Origin of the sequence: Bacillus sp. AFS040349 (assembly GCF_002577655.1) — a bacterium.
Lineage (GTDB): Bacteria > Bacillota > Bacilli > Bacillales > Bacillaceae > Metabacillus.
In genome coordinates this window covers 78,845-98,589 of record NZ_NUMC01000014.1, presented here as the reverse complement: position 1 = coordinate 98,589, position 19,745 = coordinate 78,845, and the positions used below count along the sequence as shown (strand labels likewise).

At 38.2% G+C, this 19,745-nt stretch carries 18 protein-coding genes; 4 read left to right on the top strand and 14 right to left on the bottom strand.

Annotated features, from left to right (window positions below; translation table 11 throughout):
• Nucleotides 1-185 precede the first annotated feature (185 nt).
• Together COD11_RS03950 and upp are read right to left on the bottom strand one after the other, a co-directional pair.
• Nucleotides 186-2,408, bottom strand: a complete 2,223-nt coding sequence (locus tag COD11_RS03950) for a S8 family serine peptidase (protein WP_098795457.1) — start codon at nucleotides 2,406-2,408, stop codon at nucleotides 186-188.
• A 101-nt stretch (nucleotides 2,409-2,509) separates the two neighbouring features.
• A complete protein-coding gene (gene upp, locus COD11_RS03945) occupies nucleotides 2,510-3,139 on the bottom strand; it encodes a uracil phosphoribosyltransferase (RefSeq protein ID WP_098795456.1) in 630 nt (209 codons plus the stop codon).
• Nucleotides 3,140-3,323: 184 nt separating this feature from the next.
• Between upp and COD11_RS03940 the strand changes: the two genes are divergently transcribed.
• On the top strand, nucleotides 3,324-5,549 hold the full coding sequence (locus COD11_RS03940) for an MASE3 domain-containing protein (protein WP_176550967.1): 2,226 nt from the start codon (nucleotides 3,324-3,326) through the stop codon (nucleotides 5,547-5,549).
• 43 nt (nucleotides 5,550-5,592) lie between these two features.
• On the opposite strand, the gene glyA is transcribed toward COD11_RS03940, so the two are convergent.
• The 7 genes from glyA to COD11_RS03905 form a co-directional block, all read right to left on the bottom strand.
• Nucleotides 5,593-6,834 (bottom strand): serine hydroxymethyltransferase, encoded by a 1,242-nt coding sequence (glyA, locus tag COD11_RS03935; RefSeq protein ID WP_098795454.1) that lies wholly within the window; start codon nucleotides 6,832-6,834, stop codon nucleotides 5,593-5,595.
• Nucleotides 6,835-7,617: 783 nt separating this feature from the next.
• The gene (locus tag COD11_RS03930) at nucleotides 7,618-8,190 is read right to left on the bottom strand and encodes a TIGR01440 family protein (RefSeq protein WP_098795453.1); all 573 of its coding nucleotides are present in this window, start codon (nucleotides 8,188-8,190) and stop codon (nucleotides 7,618-7,620) included.
• 17 nt (nucleotides 8,191-8,207) lie between these two features.
• A complete protein-coding gene (gene rpiB, locus COD11_RS03925; protein WP_098795452.1) occupies nucleotides 8,208-8,654 on the bottom strand; it encodes a ribose 5-phosphate isomerase B in 447 nt (148 codons plus the stop codon).
• 46 nt (nucleotides 8,655-8,700) lie between these two features.
• Nucleotides 8,701-9,987, bottom strand: a complete 1,287-nt coding sequence (locus COD11_RS03920; protein WP_098795451.1) for a methyl-accepting chemotaxis protein — start codon at nucleotides 9,985-9,987, stop codon at nucleotides 8,701-8,703.
• A gap of 24 nt (nucleotides 9,988-10,011) precedes the next feature.
• Nucleotides 10,012-10,461 (bottom strand): low molecular weight protein arginine phosphatase, encoded by a 450-nt coding sequence (locus tag COD11_RS03915; RefSeq protein WP_098795450.1) that lies wholly within the window; start codon nucleotides 10,459-10,461, stop codon nucleotides 10,012-10,014.
• A gap of 139 nt (nucleotides 10,462-10,600) precedes the next feature.
• Nucleotides 10,601-11,464 carry a TIGR03943 family putative permease subunit gene (locus tag COD11_RS03910; RefSeq protein ID WP_098795449.1) on the bottom strand — a complete coding sequence of 288 codons (864 nt, stop codon included), beginning with the start codon at nucleotides 11,462-11,464 and terminating at the stop codon, nucleotides 10,601-10,603.
• A gap of 14 nt (nucleotides 11,465-11,478) precedes the next feature.
• Nucleotides 11,479-12,495 carry a permease gene (locus COD11_RS03905; protein ID WP_098795448.1) on the bottom strand — a complete coding sequence of 339 codons (1,017 nt, stop codon included), beginning with the start codon at nucleotides 12,493-12,495 and terminating at the stop codon, nucleotides 11,479-11,481.
• Nucleotides 12,496-12,730: 235 nt separating this feature from the next.
• Between COD11_RS03905 and COD11_RS03900 the strand changes: the two genes are divergently transcribed.
• Complete coding sequence (locus COD11_RS03900) at nucleotides 12,731-13,717, top strand: CobW family GTP-binding protein (protein ID WP_176550966.1); 987 nt, start codon at nucleotides 12,731-12,733, stop codon at nucleotides 13,715-13,717.
• A gap of 27 nt (nucleotides 13,718-13,744) precedes the next feature.
• Here the strand turns inward: COD11_RS03900 and COD11_RS03895 are convergent, their stop codons facing one another.
• From COD11_RS03895 to COD11_RS03880, 4 genes are all read right to left on the bottom strand, one after another.
• Nucleotides 13,745-14,503, bottom strand: a complete 759-nt coding sequence (locus COD11_RS03895; protein ID WP_098795446.1) for an alpha/beta hydrolase — start codon at nucleotides 14,501-14,503, stop codon at nucleotides 13,745-13,747.
• A gap of 78 nt (nucleotides 14,504-14,581) precedes the next feature.
• A complete protein-coding gene (locus COD11_RS03890; protein WP_098795445.1) occupies nucleotides 14,582-15,142 on the bottom strand; it encodes a manganese efflux pump MntP in 561 nt (186 codons plus the stop codon).
• A 77-nt stretch (nucleotides 15,143-15,219) separates the two neighbouring features.
• On the bottom strand, nucleotides 15,220-16,269 hold the full coding sequence (locus COD11_RS03885; protein ID WP_098795444.1) for an L-threonylcarbamoyladenylate synthase: 1,050 nt from the start codon (nucleotides 16,267-16,269) through the stop codon (nucleotides 15,220-15,222).
• A gap of 167 nt (nucleotides 16,270-16,436) precedes the next feature.
• On the bottom strand, nucleotides 16,437-16,880 hold the full coding sequence (locus COD11_RS03880; RefSeq protein WP_098795443.1) for a hypothetical protein: 444 nt from the start codon (nucleotides 16,878-16,880) through the stop codon (nucleotides 16,437-16,439).
• A 170-nt stretch (nucleotides 16,881-17,050) separates the two neighbouring features.
• Here COD11_RS03880 and COD11_RS03875 point away from each other — a divergent pair, with 170 nt between their 5' ends.
• Together COD11_RS03875 and COD11_RS03870 are read left to right on the top strand one after the other, a co-directional pair.
• The gene (locus tag COD11_RS03875; protein WP_098795442.1) at nucleotides 17,051-17,902 is read left to right on the top strand and encodes a hypothetical protein; all 852 of its coding nucleotides are present in this window, start codon (nucleotides 17,051-17,053) and stop codon (nucleotides 17,900-17,902) included.
• A gap of 44 nt (nucleotides 17,903-17,946) precedes the next feature.
• On the top strand, nucleotides 17,947-18,969 hold the full coding sequence (locus tag COD11_RS03870) for a hypothetical protein (protein WP_098795441.1): 1,023 nt from the start codon (nucleotides 17,947-17,949) through the stop codon (nucleotides 18,967-18,969).
• A 76-nt stretch (nucleotides 18,970-19,045) separates the two neighbouring features.
• Here COD11_RS03870 and spoIIR read toward each other — a convergent pair whose 3' ends face one another.
• Nucleotides 19,046-19,699, bottom strand: a complete 654-nt coding sequence (spoIIR, locus tag COD11_RS03865; RefSeq protein WP_098795440.1) for a stage II sporulation protein R — start codon at nucleotides 19,697-19,699, stop codon at nucleotides 19,046-19,048.
• Between the last annotated feature and the right edge of the window lie 46 nt (nucleotides 19,700-19,745).

Here is a 19,745-nt window from a genome sequence, read left to right as displayed (position 1 = left end):
ATAAGGGGTTATTTACGGGTTTTTATCGGAATTGTAAACCTTATCATTATACCCTCGTTTAGCATACAATAGCGTATATGTGATGTCAATGTGTTTAAAGTTAAAATGTTCACAATCTTACCCAATCATCACAAATCGTTCACAATCACCCTCAATAACCCCCTTGACTAAGTAAATCCACTTAATTATTCACCTAGTAAAATATCCGTTTCTACAAAGTCTTCTTTTCCGCTTTTGTTTGCAAAAATGACTCCTTTATAATTCCCCTCGGGTATATCCGTTTCTTCTAGTTTTACTTCTTTTTCTACTAATCCGCGGGGAGCATCGTGAAACCAATCTAAATAGCCAACAAATGCTAAAGTATCTAGATCATATAAGGCTATTCCCACTTCATCCGCACCACCTGGCAAGTACATCCGGTATTTATAAACTTCCGGCTCATCACTATAAGCAAATTCAAAGCCCATAATTCTCGGATAATTCGGCTCATCCACAACATACGCATAAGGAACGTCAATATCATTTCCATCTTGCTGTAATTTTAACCACCCTTGATGAATACCTGGCGTTAACTGACTTGGAGTAAGATCTAGGCTTATTTCAACCTGCTTTTTCTCACCTGGCTTGATGTTTATATTTTTTGGCAGTTCCCACCTAACCCCAGGTTTATTTTTCGGCATATCAAAATAGATATGTTCTTCTTTATTTGATTGATTATCTATTGTAATTTTTACTGTTTTTTTCGTTCGTGGATGATTTGTTTCATACTGTCCAAATGTTAATGAACCTGGATATACAAGAACTTTTGCCTCAACAGCTTCTTTAATATTAATTCTTCCAGCACCTTGTTCATTTGGCTTTAACACTTTTTCATTATCATTTGTTAATTTTGTTGCCGTGTTCATTAAGGACGCTTTTATTTGCTCCGGATTCCAATCTGGGTGGGCCTGCTTGATTAGTGCGCATGCTCCTGCCACATGTGGCGCTGCCATGCTCGTTCCATGTAATGCTAAATAACCATCAGGAACAGTGCTTTCAATTGCTACACCCGGCGCGACTACATCTGGCTTTATCGCCCATGTACTTGTAACAGGACCTCGCGAACTAAAATCTGCAAGTTGGTCTTGTTCTTTTCTATACTCCGTTCGTATACTAGGATGATGCTTTAGCTGCTTTCGGATTGCCGCTCCAGCTTCCTTTGAAATTGAAGCAACCGGCATGTCGAGCGGTATTTCTAATGCTCCTGCAAAGTTACCTTTTACATTGTTCGAAATTAGCACTGCTTTAGCCCCTTTTTCTTTGGCATTCAGCACTTTTTCAGTAAAAGAGATTTTACCTCTTTCTACTAAAACAACTTTTCCTCTCACAGAATCTTTGATGTCATTTTTATAGCCTAAACCTGCATCAACGATTTCTTCTAGCCCTTTTAATTGCCATGACTTTGCTCCTTGCAGTGAGTGAATGGAGATGTCTTCTTTTATTCCGCCCACTTTTAAATAAGGCATTTGTAGCGGTGGTGAAGATGCCCCTACAGAAATCGCTTTTGAAGATGTTCCTGGAGAACCGACTGTCCAAAGACCAGGACCTGAATTTCCACTAGAAGTAACAGCAACAATCCCCGCTTCAACTGCTCGGTCAAGGGCGAGACTTGTCGGCCAATCAGGACCATTCACATTGTTTCCTAACGATAAGTTGATAATATCTACCTTATCTTTTATCGCTCGATCAATTGCCGCAATCACTTGATCAGATGTTCCCATACCACCTGGTCCGAGTGCGCGATAAGCAATAATTTCTGCTTCTGGCGCAACACCTTTTAGTTTTCCATTAGCGGCAATAATTCCGGCCACATGTGTGCCATGAATCGTTTCACTTCCGTCCTTCGCCATTGTTTCCATTGGATCTTGGTCACCATCTATGACATCAAAGCCACCAAGATAACTTCTTCTTAAGTCAGGGTGGTTATAGTCCACACCTGTATCAATAACAGCAACCTTCACTCCCTCACCAGTTAAGCGATGATCACTTCGGTCAAATAATCCTCTCACATCGTCGCCACCGATGAATGGAACACTTTCATCAATCTGTGACGCATAAGAAACAACAGGACTTGAATGAATCACAGCTGGATCATTTTTTAAGGTCATGATGTCATTAGTTTGACCTTCTATTGAAAATCCGTAAAACACATTTTGATAGGTTTGATTGATCGTAATGTGAGGGTAGCTCTCTAATCTCTTTTTAAAATAATCAAAGTCCTCTTCTTTAACGATCATCATCATTTTTTGATTTTCTTCTTGTGATTCTTTTGGAAGCGGAGGCCTGTTTGGAAAGGTTTCTCCAATTGCCATGTTAGGAAAACAAATCGTTGTAATCAGCATGATGTAAAGTACTTTTTTTATTCCCATCTTGTTCCACCTCCTTTATAGTTTGTTCGCTCATGATAAAATAATGTACAAAAAAGGCCAGAATCTAACAACTGTGTTAGATCTGACCTTTTCTCATGCTCTTATTTTGTTCCGTATAGACGGTCTCCAGCATCACCTAAGCCTGGAACGATATACCCGTGATCGTTTAGCTTTTCATCTAAAGCAGCAATAAAAATATCAACATCAGGGTGGGCTTTTTTCACAACTTCCACACCTTCTGGAGCAGCAATTAAGCACATGAATTTGATATTTTTTGCACCGCGTTTTTTCAAGCTGTTGATCGCTTCCACTGCCGAACCACCTGTTGCAAGCATAGGATCCACAACGATAAAATCGCGCTCTTCTACATCAGAAGGTAGCTTTGCATAATATTCAACAGGCTGTAATGTTTCAGGATCACGATATAAACCAATATGACCTACCTTTGCAGCAGGAATCAGTTTTAAAATCCCATCAACCATACCTAAGCCAGCACGAAGGATCGGGATAATTCCCAGCTTTTTCCCTGCAAGCACCTTTGATTTCGCTGTTGTTACCGGAGTTTCAACATCCACCTCTGTTAATGGCATATCTCTTGTAATTTCAAAAGCCATTAAGCTTGCTACTTCATCAACAAGCTCACGAAATTCTTTTGTACCAGTTTTTACATCTCGAATATATGTAAGTTTATGTTGAATTAATGGATGATCAAATACGTATACTTTCCCCATCAAATCATCTCCTTTTCTTTGACACTTCAATAGATTTTACAGAAAAAAATGCATAGTTTCAAGCGAGTTCGTCTTATTTCTACATATATTGAAAAAACATGCCAGAACTTAGAGGAAAACCCTCTGTCTTTGTCGAAAATTTCAATATATAAGGTTTATCGTTAGTTAAGAAAGGCTGATGATCATGAAAGCATACCAGGACCACCATAAGGCCTATACGATCTCATTTATTTATACTTTCGTACCGTTACTCTTGTTATACCTCATTCAATTTCAATTTCAATCTTTTTATGATCCTAAAAATCATTTAAGTATACACTTAATTCTTGAAACGTATAGTGTGTTTATCTCGTTCATTATTTTTGTTTTTGGATGGAAGGCCTTTGGTCATAACCCACCAACTACCTTGCTATTTGTGCCCTTTGTATTTTTAGCTGTCGGCTATTTTGATTTTATGCACACAATAACCTATTCGGGTATGCCTCCGTTATTTGTTGAGAGTTCAATCAATAAGACTGCTTGGTTTTGGGTCGTTGCACGAGCAATCGAAGCCATTTCCTTGGCAATATTATTTTTTTATGATGAGAAAACTGTAAGGAATCTTAACAGAAAATTGATCCTATTAGGTACGCTTATTTTTCTTGCATTACTAACTGTTTTGATTTATACCTTCGGACCTCAAGCTCCCCAATTAATCATTGAAGGAACCGGACCAACACCTTTTAAAAATGTACTTGAATATGTTTTTAATGGCTTGCATTTCCTCTCATTTATTTTAGTTTTACGCAAATTAAACCATGTGAAAACAGATTCAAACATCTATTTAATATTTGCTTTTGTTCTTTTAATAATAGGCGGATTTCAAATTACGTTATATCAAAGCGTACATGATTTAGTAAATATTATTGGACATGTTTACAAAGCGATTGCCTACACCTTTATTTACCGGGCGTTTTTCTATTCTAATCTTCACTTAACGTTTGTACATAAAGAAAAGGCGGAGAAGAACCTAGCCGCTACACAAGGAATATTAGAATCATTTTTCACACACACACCTGATAGTATTGCTCTTTGTGATCAAAACGGGAATGTTGTTAAAGTTAACAAAGGCTTTGAAAAGCTTACTAAATTAAAATCTGAACAAGTTCTAGGAACACCACTTTCAAAAACGTTTCCACTATTTGAAAAGGAATTGAATGTTCTAATTAAGGAAGTATTAAAAGGGAACAGAATGATTGATTATGAAATTGGAGCAAAACCTCCTAGTTCAATTAGAGTAAACTTTACGATATACCCTATTTATTTCGATGAGTATATTCAATTTGCTGCTATAGCAAGGGATATAACTGAGGAAAGAGTCGCTAAAGAAAAGCTTAAGCAAGTTGAAGAAGAGTTAAAAGAAATGATACAAGAGCATCAAGGAGTTTTTGCTAAATTTAAAAAGATTGATGATTATTTTACGATTACTCTTTGCCACGGAGAGCTTCTAAATGATATGGGAATCTCCAGTGATATTGTTGGCTTTACCTTATATCCCGGCAGTTGTGGTCATCTCGGCACAACAATCTATTCAAATTTACAAAAAGCATGGGAAGGAAACGAAAGAACCTTTGAGTTTGAAAGACATACAGGCATTTATGCCGTAACTCTGAAACCGATTCTTCGTAATTTTGAAGTACAGGAAATTATCGGCTCCTGTATAGACATTACAAAATTAAAGAAAACCGAAGATCTCCTAAGAAAATCAGAAAAGCTCGCTGTAGTTGGAGAGATGGCAGCTGGTATTGCCCATGAAATTAGAAATCCGTTAACTACCTTAAAAGGTTTTACCCAAATCTTAGGTAAGGATGCCCAAGAGAGAGAGAAGCAATTTGTTGATCTTATGCTCTCAGAGTTAAGCCGGATCGAACTAATTACTAATGATTTTATGATTCTTGCAAAGCCACAAGCAATCAAATACCAGGAACATGATTTAAGAAAGATAGTTAATCACGTCTTAACCATCATTGAACCCCAAGCTATACTCAACAATATAGAGATTATTAGTAGAAATACGTCTGTGGAAGAAATTCCTATCATATGTGATGAAAACCAGTTAAAACAAGTCTTTATTAATTTAATAAAAAATGCAATAGAATCAATGCCAGCCGGCGGTCAGCTCGATGTGTCAGTGGAACTATCTCACAACGGATATGTTACCATCAACATAAAAGATACTGGCTGTGGCATTCCAGAACATGTGATCACCCGACTAGGGGAACCTTTTTACACATTAAAAGAAAAAGGCACAGGATTAGGTCTAATGGTAAGCTTCCGTATTATCGAGGCACATAAAGGGAAAATTGAATTTAGTAGTAAAGAAAATGCCGGTACAAAGGTTGAAATTAAGTTACCGCTGAAATCAGTATAAAAAGAGAGACCAACTTCATCATTCGAAGTTGGTCTCTTTCTTTTTATAAGTTACGGTATAAAGGGAACTTGCTTGTTAAGTTTTCAACGCGTTGTTTCGCTTCAGCAAGCTTCGCTTCATCTTCGTGATTTTTTAATGCAAACGCAATAATGCTTCCGATCTCATCCATTTCTTCTAAACCAAAGCCACGGCTTGTTACAGCAGCAGTTCCGATACGGATTCCACTTGTTACGAATGGGCTTTCTGTTTCAAATGGAATTGTGTTTTTATTAACAGTAACTCCGATTTCATCTAATACGTGCTCAGCCACTTTACCAGTTAACTGAAGAGAACGAACATCTACTAATAATAAGTGGTTATCAGTACCACCAGATACAAGTGTTAAACCTTCTGATTGAAGCTTTTCTGCTAAACGTTTTGCATTATCAATGATGTTTTGAGCATATGTTTTAAAGCTATCTTGAAGAGTTTCACCAAATGATACAGCTTTTGCTGCGATAACATGCATAAGCGGTCCACCTTGGATACCAGGGAAGATTGATTTATCAATTTTCTTACCGAACTCTTCTTTACAAAGAATCATCCCACCACGTGGTCCACGAAGTGTTTTGTGAGTAGTTGTTGTAACGAAATCTGCGTATGGCACTGGGTTTTCATGAAGTCCTGCAGCAACAAGACCAGCGATATGAGCCATATCCACCATGAAGTAAGCACCAACTTCATCAGCGATTTCACGGAATTTTTTGAAGTCAATTGCTCTTGGATATGCACTTGCACCAGCAACGATTAATTTCGGCTTATGAAGTCTAGCTTTTTCTAACACATCTTCATAGTTGATGCGGTGAGTTTCTTCGTCTACACCGTACTCAACGAAATTGTATTGAACACCACTGAAGTTAACAGGGCTACCATGTGTTAAGTGACCACCGTGAGATAAGTTCATTCCAAGAACTGTATCACCATGCTCTAAAATTGTGAAATAAACACCCATGTTTGCTTGTGCACCAGAGTGAGGCTGAACGTTTACATACTCAGCACCGAAGATTTCTTTCGCACGGTCTCTTGCGATATCTTCAACAATGTCCACATGCTCACAACCACCATAATAACGACGACCTGGATAACCTTCTGCATATTTGTTTGTAAGAACAGATCCTTGAGCTTCCATTACTGCTTCACTAACAAAGTTTTCAGAGGCAATAAGTTCAATCTTAGTTTCTTGACGAGTACGTTCTAACTGAATGGCTTCAAATACTTTTGCATCTTGTTCTGGTAAATGTTTCATTCGTTCGTATCTCCCTTCATTTAAAAAACGGTTGGTATTGGTTTTTCATCGAACTCTTTCACAACGTATAATTCCATCTATATTTTACACGCTAATGCATTGGAATGTAAAAGATTTTCTGAAATAATTGTGAAATTTTTCGGATTTCGTGTCAAACTTCGTGTTAAAACCGAATATTATATGTAGTTGATAATGCAAACATTCGGTTGAATAACACCCTCATGTTTATAATATACAACCTATTGTCGTTACTTTTTCTCACAATGTCAACCATAATAATAGAATATTTTGAGACTTCTTAAAAAATGTTGGAAGGTAACCGTTTGCAGGGGGTGTGGACGGTTTTAGTATGGCTTGGGGTGGGGAGATTACGCTAGTGAATTCGTAAAAATGTTTTATAACTTAAGGTAGTATGATTGAGATCTATAGTATATTACCGATTGGGACTAGATTTGGATTTGGATTAGGAAGTTGTGGGCTTTGGTAGTTACGTATATTGGAGTGTTGGGTGAGTGTTATGATATTGATATAGAAAATTGTGGCGAAGAAACTATAGTGAGATGGATTTTGCTTGGCAGATCAGGGCTTGTCTCGATTTTCGCTGGATCGAGACATGATTTTACTTGTCTGACCTGTTTTTGTCCCGATACCGCGACTGAACCAATACACGAATCATCGAGTCCCCTAACCCTGTTCGTATGCGTATGCATGAGAATTCAAAGTTCAGCTCATCTCCTAATCATTGCGCAAAAAGAAAAAGAACCAACCAAAGTTAGTTCCTTTTTAACGACAAGATTGATTTTCTGATGTGCTTTCATAAACAGCCCGTACTCCACCAATTAGTTTTGGGCGGGTTTTTGCCATTGTGACATGGGCGGACCCGATTTCTGTTATTTTGCTACGAAGTGGGACAGCAACATGTTTTAAGTGCATTCCGATGAAGGTGTCGCCGATGTCGACTCCCGCATCCGCTTTAATAAATTCCACCACAACCGGGTTTTGCATATGCTGATAGGCATAGGTGGCCATTGCACCACCTGCTTTTCTCACAGGAACAACGGTTACTTCTTCAAAACCCTTTGTTCTGGCTACCTCTTTTTCCACAACTAGTGCGCGGTTTAGGTGCTCACAGCATTGATAGGCTAGGTGCACTCCTGTTGTTTGGTGGAGGGTTTGGAATGTTTCATAAATCAATTCGGCTACTTCTTCTGTGCCGGCCGTACCGATTTTTTCACCGATTACTTCACTTGTGCTGCAGCCTACCACAAGGAGATCGCCTGCACTAAGCTCAGCCTGATTTGTTAAGTCTTTTAGTAACTCAGATAAATCTTGCTTCCATTTTTGGAGATTTGTCATGAATTTACGACTTCCTTTTAGTTTTGATTCTCTTCGTATTGAGTGATCTTTCCTACGCGTGTTGCATGACGCCCACCTTGGTAGTCTGTTGTTAGCCAGATTTTAGCGATATCGCGAGCTAATCCAGGACCGATTACGCGCTCACCCATTGCGAGCATGTTCGTATCATTGTGCTCACGAGTTGCTTGAGCACTGAATGTATCATGAACAAGTGCGCAGCGGATGCCTTTTACTTTGTTGGCAGCGATGCTCATGCCGATGCCAGTTCCACAGATTAAGATGCCACGATCGAATTCACCGTTTGCTACTTTTTCTGCTACAGGTAGAGCGTAATCAGGATAATCAACAGATGTTTCACATTCACATCCCATATCCTCAAATTCAATATTTAATTCTTCAAGTAATCCAATAATTTCTTTTCTAATATTGATTCCACCGTGATCTGATGCAATTGCTACTCTCATCGTGCCCTCCTATGGTTACGTATTTCTTCCATTTTTATTCTATCTCTTAAATAATAAAACGATCAATTGTTTTCCTTAATTCTTCTGAACTTTCTGCTAGTTTCTTTCCTAAATCGTTCATGTGATTAATTTGTTCGGACTGCTCTTTAATCGACGATGCGACTTCATGTGCACCTGCTGATGTTTCCTGGGCAATAGCGGCCACTTCTTCAGATTGCGCACCCGTTCTGTGTAATGAGTCCATTTGCTGATGAATGAGCTCACTAATTTGCTTAACTGCAGTGGCTACATCTAAGATAGCTTGACTTGATTCGCTTAGGATTTCTGCCGATACTTGTCCATTTTTTGCTTGGTTTCTAGCCTTTTCTACTTGTTCCCCAATTTGCCCAACAACATTTTGAACTTCTTGTTGAATGTTTTGTATGAGACCTGTTATTCCTTGAACGGCTTTTGCGCTTTCATCAGCCAGTTTACGAACTTCATCAGCAACAACAGCAAAGCCTTTACCATGCTCACCTGCTCTAGCAGCTTCAATAGAAGCATTTAATGCGAGTAGATTTGTTTGGTTTGCAATCTCCCCAACAAGTGATACGATCGATGATACTTCATTGGCGTGCTCTTCTAAACGACGAACTGCTGTCATTGATTTTTCATTTTCTTCTGCTAGTGTTTGAATTCCACCGATTAGTGATGTATAAACTTCTTTCGTTTCATTTAATGAGGATACCATTTCATTTGATAGCTTCTCTGATGTTGTCGCTTTCTCTTCAACCTGTGTAGCAAATTCAATAATATCTTCAACAGCTGTAGCAGTTTCCTGAATAGCTGTTGCTGATTGGTCTGCACCACGTGCAATTTCTTGAACAGTGACTAATATTTCATCGGCCTGGTTCGAAGCGCTACTAGATGCCGTTGCCATTTGACTAACTTGTTCATTAGTTGAGTGAAAGTTTGACTCAATGCTTTGAACCATATTTCTCATGTTGTGCAGCATTTCGTTAAAGGCTACACTTAGTGCTCGAATTTCATCATCACTATCTGAAACAGGAACATCTTCATTTATATCTCCTTGTGCAGCTTTGTATGCAGCAACTTCAAGCTTTTGTAATGCTCTTGTCAAAAATCCTGATCCAAAGTAAGCTAAGACCCCTGACCAGAAAATTCCCATCACTAATGTAATGAGCGTAAATATTCCTGGTGACACAAGGTGATCAACATATTCAACTAAAAATGAAATAAAGATCGCACTAGTTGAATACGTAATAATCGCAAGTACCGTTGTAAAAATGACCAGCTTTAATCTTAAGCTAAACTTATACTTTTTCTGTTTCATGGTGGTTTCTCCTCTGCGTAATGATCATTTGTTGAGCTTTTTCACTAATTTTGAAATAAGTGCTTCGAGATCCGATAACGTTTGACGATACATTGGGAGAGGTCCCCCGAATGGATCTGAGATATCTCGTTTTTCTTCATCCTGGTCTGAAACATATTCTGAAAGTGTAAAGGTTTTACGCCCTGCATAAGGATGTTGATCAATTACCGATTGTTTATGTTGATTTGTCATCGTTAAAATAATTGTTGCCCATTCAACTAGGTCTTTTGTTAAGCTTGAGGATTGATGTTCACATGTAATCCCTTTTTCCTTTAAGGCTTCAATTGCGTTTGGAGATGCTGTACTGCCATCAAAGGCAAAAACTCCTGCAGATTTTACGCTAATGTTACTTGAGTTTTTCAAGTGATTTAAAAGAGCCTCAGCCATAGGGCTTCTGCATGTATTTCCCGTACAAACAAATAGTACATTTGTCATATAAAACACTCCTTTCTCTTATTATAATAGAAAAATGGAGCTGAAAGTAGTCGTGAGGATTATTGAATTCGACAAAAGTGTGATCAGACTTTTCGTAATAATTAAAAAAGTGTAGAACAAAGGTCTACACTTTTACATGTTAATAAATATAGATATATGGATCAGAAGGTGCTTCAACTTTTTCTAACGAGCTAATCCCGATGGATGGGATTGTTACTCCATTTCGATCAGTTTTTTCGATGACACCTGTTACCTTTACCCATTCATCATTTTTTAAATTTTTCACTTCATCACCGGTTGCGAGAGTTCCCATTACTTGAAGATCTGCCACACAGCAAGATACGGTGAATCTGGAAACGGCCATTTGATTCTGAGTAAAATCAGGCTCACGGTATACAAAGCCGGTTAGTTCAATTTCTTTACCGACAAACTCATCTAGATGTGTTTCAAGATATCCAGATATTTTTTGATACTCAACATCTGTGACAACTATTTTCTCACTATTTAAAAGTCCCTCAATGTAAAGATCATCAACACTTTTGGGCTGAGAATCATCTGCTGCAGTGCTTTCACCAGTTGATTTCTCTTGTGTGCTAGTGTTTTGATTTTCTTCCGCTGCTACAGAAGACGTTCCTAGGTTAATACCTCTTTTTGCTACGATCGAGCTGTCCAAAATAACTTCCGGAAACATGAATCCTGTTAAGATCGGAAACAAAAAGATTGAATAGATTAGTAGAGACTTGATTGGTGAGCTTTTTGCGGTGTGATCTAGTCCACAATCACAAAAAAGGTCAATATCTTTTTTAGAGTCACTGCGAAAAATTTGAATGGTCCCAAGCACTAAAAATGTACCGGTAGCAAAGTAAATAAACGGCAGCATTTTTGGTGCAATAAAGTTGGTAATATCTCCTGAAATGATCAGTTTAAACAATAACATCGTAAAGCCAACTAAGATAATTCCACGAATAAACTTTTGAAACCCTAAGTGATCTGACTGCTCCATCTAGATTCCTCCTATTAAAATACTATTGCTTGATAGATAAGAACACCTACGTATACAACGACTGTCACAACCAACATAAATACAAGGACAAATTTTGCTTTAAAATACGCAAATAGCATGACGGTGTTTTTCAAATCCAGCATTGGTCCATAAACCAAGAATGCTAGTAGAGCACCCGGTGCAAACGCACTTCCGAATGAAGCAGCAACAAATGCATCCGCTTCTGAGCATAGAGATAACAGAAAAGCAAAAGCCATCATGACAATTGGTGATGAAAATTCATTTGAGCCTAAACTTACAAGAATGCTTCGGTCTAAGAATGTCTGGAATACACTAGCAATTAGAGCACCAATGATTAAATATTTACCCATATCGAAAAATTCATCACTTGCATGGTAAATCGTTGCTTTTAGTCGATTTACTTTCACAGGAGTTTCTGATGGGTCAGCTCCTCTACCGATTAACTCTTCAGATGTTACTTTAAATTGATTACTTTGTTTAAATAGAACATATAAAATTAATCCGATGACCATTGATAACAAAAACGCCAGAGCCATACGCCCAATTAAGATATCTGTATTGTTTCGAAAGGCAAAGTAAGTTGAAGCAGCAACAACAGGATTTAAAATAGGAGCACAAGCTAAAAAGACGAACGCAACATGCAAGGGCATCCCTTTTTTAATAAGCCTTCTCACAACAGGGACAATTGCACATTCACAGACTGGAAAAATTGCTCCTAATAATGCCGCTGGTAATACGGCCACGATCATATTCTTCGGGATATATTTTTGAACAGTTTCTTCTGAGACAAAGACTTGAATGAGAGATGAAACAAAAACACCTAACAATATAAATGGTATCGCCTCGATCACAATACTTAAAAAGATTGTATTTAAGTTTAGTAGATTCTGAGGAATGGTAAATTGCCTTTGTAATGTTTCATAATCCCAAAAGAGAAAAAAATAGATAAATACGGCAACTAAAGCTAAACCTATTATCTCTTTTGACTGATTTAATAGTGAAGTTTTCATTCTAAAACCCCTTCGTTTTCTTGTTTTTCATCCAATTGCTTAAAATCTAGGTATCTTTTTATATTTTTCTGCATATATCCTTATGATAGAGTCCAAATGTTAAGGAATCTTTTACATAATTTGTAGATTTCGTAAAGTTTTTGTAAATTTCTGCTTTAACGTTGTCGAAGGTACTAGAATAAAATATGATGAAAGAAATAGAATCGTTATGTTTCCTACTAAATGGAGGGATTTGATGAACAAGCCTGTTGAAGTCTATATACTAAGCGGTTTTTTAGGAAGCGGGAAAACTACTGTTCTGAAGAGAATTGTAGATGAATGTAAAAAACGTGACCAAAAGCTCGGCATTATTTTAAATGAGCTTGGCGATACAAATGTAGAAAATCATCTTTTTGAAAATGAAAAAATGTACGAGCTTCTTAACGGCTGTATTTGCTGCTCGATCCAAGATGACCTAAAGTCGACCTTGAATCAATTTGTGGAAAATCCCGTTGATGTACTACTTATTGAAGGAACTGGTGTAGCAAATCCGAATGAAATTGTGGAGGCTTTGGCCACTCCGGAATTTATTGATCGTTTTTCTCTACTTTCGATTATTAGTTTAGTTGATGCTAGTAATTACCTTGACTATCAAAGTATTTTTTCTAGCTCAAAGGAAATTCGTACGTTATTAAAGGAACAAATTACAAGTGCTTCACTGATTATTTTAAATAAAACAGATCTTGTTTCAGATAAAAAGCTGGAAAAAATCAATTCACAAATAAGCAAGCTGATCACCCATGATGTACCTGTTGTGAAATCTAGCTTTGGTGAGGTTCCAGCGGATGTGCTTCTTCAAACAAGAATTAGAACATTGAAGTTATCCCAAGAACCTAAAACATGCGGCTGTTCTTCTACCTGCGATCATGACCATTCTCACGATCATGTAAATCATGCTGCAATTAAGGCGATTAAGCTGGAAGATTTACCTGTTGTGGAGAAAAGGATATTCGAGAAGTGGCTGAAAGAATTGCCTAACGGCGTGTTACGTGGGAAAGGAATTATTCAGTTTAAAGGTGACTCTGCTCTGTATTCATTCCAATTTGCTTCAAAAAAACTTGCAGTTGACAAAGTAGAGGGAACATCTAGTCAAAAGCCAATTATGATATTGATTGGGAATTCTTTAAACATCGAAGAAATCCGAGCATCGTACGAAAAAACATTTTTACAACTTTCCAGATAAAAACAAAGAGGTGCACTCACCTCTTTGTTACTTTATAAATTCAAGAAAAGCCGGCACCCTCTTTTTGAAATCCTCATAGTGATGACGCCCTTCAGGAATAATATCGAATTTCACATTCGGCACTTTATTATTCAGTAATTCATAAACCCTTTTGTTTGATGATACAAATTCTTTATTTTTTCTTTCATCATTTGTTTCACTGTCACCACAATCCATATAAATGCCTTTTACACCTGATAAACTTGAATTTTGAATATACGTTTCGATTTCTTCCTGATTTCGTAAAAAGGCTGAGGAGATTGCCGCAACCTTGTGGAAAACCTGTGGATAACTACAAGCTGCGTAAACCGATATTAACCCTCCAAGTGAAATACCCGCAATTGAGTTCTGATTGTTTAATGTGCGGTACTTTTTATCCATAAATGGCTTAAGGTAATTGATGATAAAATCAACATAGTCTTTCCCCTTACCGCCTGGTAAATCAACCTGCCCAAAATGCCTCTTACTGTATTCACCAATTTCCCAAGGACAATATTCATTCATCCGCTCCTCAGGGTTTTGATCAATTGCCACCACGATCAACTCATATTCCTGTTCATTAAGATACTGTTCAAGCCCTAAAGAAATGCCGCCAATCGCTTCATCGTCACTAAACACATTCTGACCGTCATGCATGTACAACACAGGATAACGTTTCTCTCCCTTATCATAATGTTTTGGTACATAGACTCGAATTGTTCGATGTTGTTTAAGAGCTGTCATATAAAGAGAGAAAAATTCAACCATATTTGTTCACCATTCACTTTCACGTTATATGTATTTTAAAAAAGGTTCAAACCATAAATGATTTGAACCTTTGAGAACTTAAAAAGGAAATAGCAGCTTTAAACCAAACGCAAGCAGAATACTTCCACCTAGCGCTTCACTATAGGCACCTAACCAATTTTGGACACGCTTGCCAACCAATAATCCAAGCCACGTCAACACCATACTAACGACTCCGAACATCATAACTGTTAGAAAGGTTTTGGCCCCGTAGATGCCTAAGCTTAAACCAACTGAAAAGCTATCTAAGCTGACACTTAAGGCAAAAACGATTAAACCGAAGCCTACGGGTGTAATGAGCGGCTCATCATCTTTTTTAAACGATGCAAAAATCATCTGAATACCTAATAAAATAAGTAGAGTACCGCCTAATAAAGTGGCAATCGTTCCAAACGTATCACTTAATAGACGGCCAATTAACATCCCGACAAGTGGCATCCATATATGAAAAACGCCGATTGTGATTCCTATGTAAAAAATCTGCCGCATTCGCAGCCTAATTAAGCCCATACCAAGGCCGACCGAAAAAGCGTCCATACCTAGTGCCAGTGCCATAATAAATAATGTAACGAGTTCTCCCAATATTGATTCTATGTTCATTTTCCCCCTCCTCGGACACGCCTAATTAACCTTATGCGCACCCGATTCTGATTAGAACATAGTATTAAGGAGCTTAATTATTCTTCTACAATAACTTGGTTTCCAGCTGCTTTTAAAAGCCTATTCATAATGGCTTCACCAACTCCGGCCTGTGGAAAACTTTCACTTAAAATAAGATCAACCTCTTCTTCTTGGTCAAATTTTCTTAACACATCATAAAGATTAGCTGCTACAGTTTGGAGGTCTTCCCGTGTTCCGCATGCTATGACCTTTGCAGCATGAAGCTCAGTTTTCCCTTCCTCTGTTGTTAATACGCCTACTTTTTTTCCGTTCTTTTCATATTGGTTGATGAGAGTTTGTAAGAACGGACGGCTTCCATCAACGACAATAACAGGTGCGTTTGGAGCATAATGTGTATATTTCATGCCGGGAGACTTTGGTGCATGACCTTCTTCAAGTAATGCCTGGTCCACACCCACTTCACCAACAGCTGCTTCTAATTGCTCCTTCGTTACTCCACCAGGTCTTAAGATCGTTGGAATGGTTGAGGTACAATCCACAACCGTTGATTCAACACCAACTCCAGTTGCCCCCCCATCAACAATTCCACTGATTCTACCTTTCAGATCATGGTATACGTGCGATGCTTGGGTCGGACTTGGCTTTCCTGATCGATTTGCACTTGGTGCCGCGACTGGGACATCTGCTTCTTTTATTAACGCTAAGGCAATTGGGTGGTCCGGCATTCTCACTCCAACCGTATCAAGACCCGCTGTAACGAAGTCTGATAGGAGCTCTCCTTTTTTTCTCAAAACTAATGTTAACGGGCCCGGCCAAAATTCCTTGATTAGTTGGTATGCATAGTCTGGGATATCCTGTACAATATCGTTCAGCTTTTCTTGTGAAGCAATATGGACAATCAGCGGATTATCACTTGGGCGCCCCTTTGCTTCAAATATTTTACGGACCGCTTCATCAGAGCAGGCATTTGCCCCAAGTCCATAAACAGTCTCGGTAGGAAAGGCAACAACCTCGTTTTCTTTTAACATTTTAGCTGCCTGTGTAATTTGTGGATAACTAGTGGATAAGTCAGTTAAATCATCCACAGTCCAAAGATTCGTGTTCATTTTCTATTAACTCCCTTAAAATCCGTACTTTCACCTACATTTATTGCCCTAAATGTAGAGGTTTAACTCTTGAAAGTATAAAAGAAGACTCACAATAAAACAAGCCTTATCCACAAATTGTGGATAAGGCTGTTATTATTGTGTATAACTATGTGGATATTAGAAAATTAAGAGGATTTCACCATAATCTTTGCATTTGGATCTTCAAGTGAACCACTCATATGATCTAAGGTTAACATTTCATCAGGTATAACATTAGGTTCGATTTGGCTAAAGCCCATTAATGCTAGAAAATTTACAGATGCTTCTTTGTTTGTCACAAGGTATAAATTCGAAATTCCCTTTTTCTCTGCTAACGTTTGAATGCTTTGAAAAAGTGTCACAATATGTGCCTGCTTTAGCTTGTCCGAAACAACAAGAGAACGCAGCAATCCATGAGTATTCAGCGGTTCCACACCAATACAAGCCACAACCTCATGATTACCATCCTCCAACATCACAAAGTAATCTATTATAGTATCCAAACCTTCTGAACTAAGTCCTGCTTTCTCAATAAAATCTGTTAATCTACCAAGATCCTTTTCCTCTGCTATTTTTAACTGAAATAACATACTTTCACCCCATTTTGTTTTCTCTACTAAACTCTATGAGGAGAAAGCTAGATTTATTCATAGATTTTGTTCGACAAACTTCGGGAAGTGACAGGCACTACCTACATATTCCTACACATCTACACGAAGAGTATATATGGTGCATTTTTCAACGGAAAGGTGGTGAAATCATGCAATTCCGTCATTTATTATTTGTTGCTTTGGTCAGTTTTGTAGCCTTTGCTTTTCCTGATGATACTTTTGCTAAGGATAACGGTCAGCCTGAGAATAAGAATGCTCAAAATGCTCAACAAAAAGTGGACACGGTAAAAAAGGAAATTTCCAAACCTACTCCATCACCACAAGCAAAACCGGAAAAACCTTTACAAAACAAGGTGGAGAAAACACTTCCGGCTCAGGCAAGTGAAAAGGCTAGTAAAGCTAAGTCACTTCCTGAGAAAGCTAGTGATAAAACGAGCAACACTAAGCAGCTTCCTGAGAAGGCTGGTGATAAGGCAAAACAAGCTGTTAACAAAGTGAAAGAAGAAAAGGAAAAAGCGGTTAACAGCAACCAGCCCTCAGAACAGGCAGAAAAGAAATCCTCTGCTACTGAAAAGAAGGAAGAAACTGAAGTGAAAGCATCTCCACAGACTGTTGTTACTACTACACCTTCTGTTAAAGAGACTACTTCAAACGCTTCCGAAAAAGGTGATGATGTTAAACCTGTCAAGACTAGTAAAGAGGAAGTGAGTGTGGATCCTAAGAAGGAAGATGAACCTCCTGTTAAAAAGGAAAACAATGTTCCAATCAAGGCAGTAAACCCTCACTCTTCTGTTTCTCAGAAATCTTCTGAAGGATCATCAAAGGACAGAACGAGCAAAGGATCCAATGCAAAAAGTACATTTGATAAATTCATAGTAAATGCAGAAGCATACTTGATCGTTAGGCGGGTTCAGCCACTTATTTCTAAGCAGCTCCAGTACCGCAATCAATGGGATCATGCACCTCCATCACCGCCACCACAAGATACTCCTTTTTTCTAAAACTATTGTAAATACATTTTTTAATAGAAAAAGGAGAGAATCATATGTTAAAAATGAATGTGGTAAAAACAGCGGTATTAGCAGGAATTGTTTCAGTAGGAATTTTTGCTGGAGGTCAAATTAGTGAAGCAGCAGGACCGAAAGATGCTAAAGCAGTAAGAACGGTGAAAGTTGTAGAAGCTAAAAAAGTTGAAGTGAAAGCTGGAAAGTCACAGGCTAGTGTTAAAGCTAGCGCAACAGCAAAAGAACATGCTGCTGCAAATTCGGCTGTTCATGGAAAAACGAAAGTAAAAGCTCAAAAAACGGTAGAAGAAGTGCAACCTGAAGTAACGGAAGTGGAACAAACAGAAGCTGTTGAGAAAACAGAAAAGCAAAATAAATCTGCAGCAAACAAAGCAAACTCACAAGCATATGAGAATTCTAGTGACAATGCAAAATTGCATGCAAATAAAAATGCTGCTGTTCACGCTGTAGCTGAAGAAGAAGTGGCAACAGATGTAGAAGAAAATACTTCTGAAGATACAACTGAAGAAGCTACTGATGTTAATGAAGATAGCAAATCTACTGTAGAAACTGATGCAACTGAAGAAGGTACAGATGTTAACGAAGAAATTGAACCGACTGTAGAAGAAGATGCTGCGACTGATGAAGATGCAGAAGAAGCTACTGACGTTAATGAAGATCGTGAAACGACTGTAGAAGAGGGCGCAACTGAAGAAAGTACGGAAGAGTCTACAGATGTTAACGAAGAAAACGAGACAATTGTAGAAGAGGGTTCAACTGAAGAAGGTACGGAAGAGTCTACGAACGTTAACGAAGATAGCGAAACGACTGTAGAAGAAGCTACAACTGAAGAAGCAACGATAGAAACTACTGAAGATGAAGCTAGTAAAACTGTTGAAGTAAATACTTCTAGCAAAAATAAAGCAGCAGCAAAAGCAAACGAACACGCTAGTAACATGGCAAAATTACATGCACATGCAAACTCTGCTGTTCACGCAACAGCTGTGGAAGAAGAAACAGTTGAAGCAGATGAAGAAATTCAAGTTGAAGTAACAGTAGAATAAATCGATCAAAAAAGCCGGAGTGATTATCACTCCGGCTTTTTGTATTCGACAAACTTCGGGGAGTGACAGGCACCCTTCACGAAAACAACCCTTCAAACCACTCAACCAAAAAGAATTTCACTTCTACTTCTTGCTTTTCTTCTTCTTCGTCAACAACTAGTGATGCCACTTCTTCAGTTGTTTTGCTTGCTTCGTTTGTTTTTTCTGTTTCTTCGGCTTGCACGGCTTCTCCGTTTGAGAAGTCTAGGAAGCATAGCGGTGGGAATAGGACACACCACCAGTTAGCGCCCTTTGCTTCACCAAGGCTGATTAAGATTGCTTCATACTCACCTGCTGGATAAATAAAGTTACCATAAAGCTTTGTTGGAAAGCTTACATCATGATCAAAATCTACTGTATATTCTTGCTCCATCTTTTCTTCCTTTAGTACACGTGCAACGATGTTTTCGATTTCCGGAAGTCTTGATTCTATTAACTCTTCTGCTGCTTCTACTGAAGTTAATTCTGCAACCCATTCTGTGATTTCCTTGTTTACCTCGTCACGAACTTTTCTCTTTAACTCTTGATCTTCATCAGAATTACTATTTGCTAGAATTCGTAAGCGAATCGCCTCATCTGGAATCACTACCGGCTCCTGTGCGCTTGCTTCCACCGGCTCTTTATACACATTTGCTATTGCCCCAAAGAATAATAAGAATATATATATAAGTGCTAATTGTTGTTTTTTCATTTCCTCACGCCTCCCTTGTAGTAGACAGTATAGTCAGCGTGAGAGA

Bases quoted from the DNA above. Each gene is read 5' to 3' on its own strand.
- COD11_RS03885 (WP_098795444.1), bottom strand. From the start codon at position 16,269: ATGAACACGAATCTTTGGACTGTGGATGATTTAACTGACTTATCCACT.
- spoIIR (WP_098795440.1), bottom strand. From the start codon at position 19,699: ATGAAAAAACAACAATTAGCACTTATATATATATTCTTATTATTCTTT.
- COD11_RS03940 (WP_176550967.1), top strand. From the start codon at position 3,324: ATGAAAGCATACCAGGACCACCATAAGGCCTATACGATCTCATTTATT.
- COD11_RS03915 (WP_098795450.1), bottom strand. From the start codon at position 10,461: ATGACAAATGTACTATTTGTTTGTACGGGAAATACATGCAGAAGCCCT.
- COD11_RS03890 (WP_098795445.1), bottom strand. From the start codon at position 15,142: ATGAACATAGAATCAATATTGGGAGAACTCGTTACATTATTTATTATG.
- COD11_RS03870 (WP_098795441.1), top strand. From the start codon at position 17,947: ATGTTAAAAATGAATGTGGTAAAAACAGCGGTATTAGCAGGAATTGTT.
- glyA (WP_098795454.1), bottom strand. From the start codon at position 6,834: ATGAAACATTTACCAGAACAAGATGCAAAAGTATTTGAAGCCATTCAG.
- COD11_RS03950 (WP_098795457.1), bottom strand. From the start codon at position 2,408: ATGGGAATAAAAAAAGTACTTTACATCATGCTGATTACAACGATTTGT.
- COD11_RS03920 (WP_098795451.1), bottom strand. From the start codon at position 9,987: ATGAAACAGAAAAAGTATAAGTTTAGCTTAAGATTAAAGCTGGTCATT.
- COD11_RS03880 (WP_098795443.1), bottom strand. From the start codon at position 16,880: ATGTTATTTCAGTTAAAAATAGCAGAGGAAAAGGATCTTGGTAGATTA.
- COD11_RS03875 (WP_098795442.1), top strand. From the start codon at position 17,051: ATGCAATTCCGTCATTTATTATTTGTTGCTTTGGTCAGTTTTGTAGCC.
- COD11_RS03895 (WP_098795446.1), bottom strand. From the start codon at position 14,503: ATGGTTGAATTTTTCTCTCTTTATATGACAGCTCTTAAACAACATCGA.
- COD11_RS03905 (WP_098795448.1), bottom strand. From the start codon at position 12,495: ATGAAAACTTCACTATTAAATCAGTCAAAAGAGATAATAGGTTTAGCT.
- upp (WP_098795456.1), bottom strand. From the start codon at position 3,139: ATGGGGAAAGTATACGTATTTGATCATCCATTAATTCAACATAAACTT.
- COD11_RS03900 (WP_176550966.1), top strand. From the start codon at position 12,731: ATGAACAAGCCTGTTGAAGTCTATATACTAAGCGGTTTTTTAGGAAGC.
- COD11_RS03930 (WP_098795453.1), bottom strand. From the start codon at position 8,190: ATGACAAATCTCCAAAAATGGAAGCAAGATTTATCTGAGTTACTAAAA.
- rpiB (WP_098795452.1), bottom strand. From the start codon at position 8,654: ATGAGAGTAGCAATTGCATCAGATCACGGTGGAATCAATATTAGAAAA.
- COD11_RS03910 (WP_098795449.1), bottom strand. From the start codon at position 11,464: ATGGAGCAGTCAGATCACTTAGGGTTTCAAAAGTTTATTCGTGGAATT.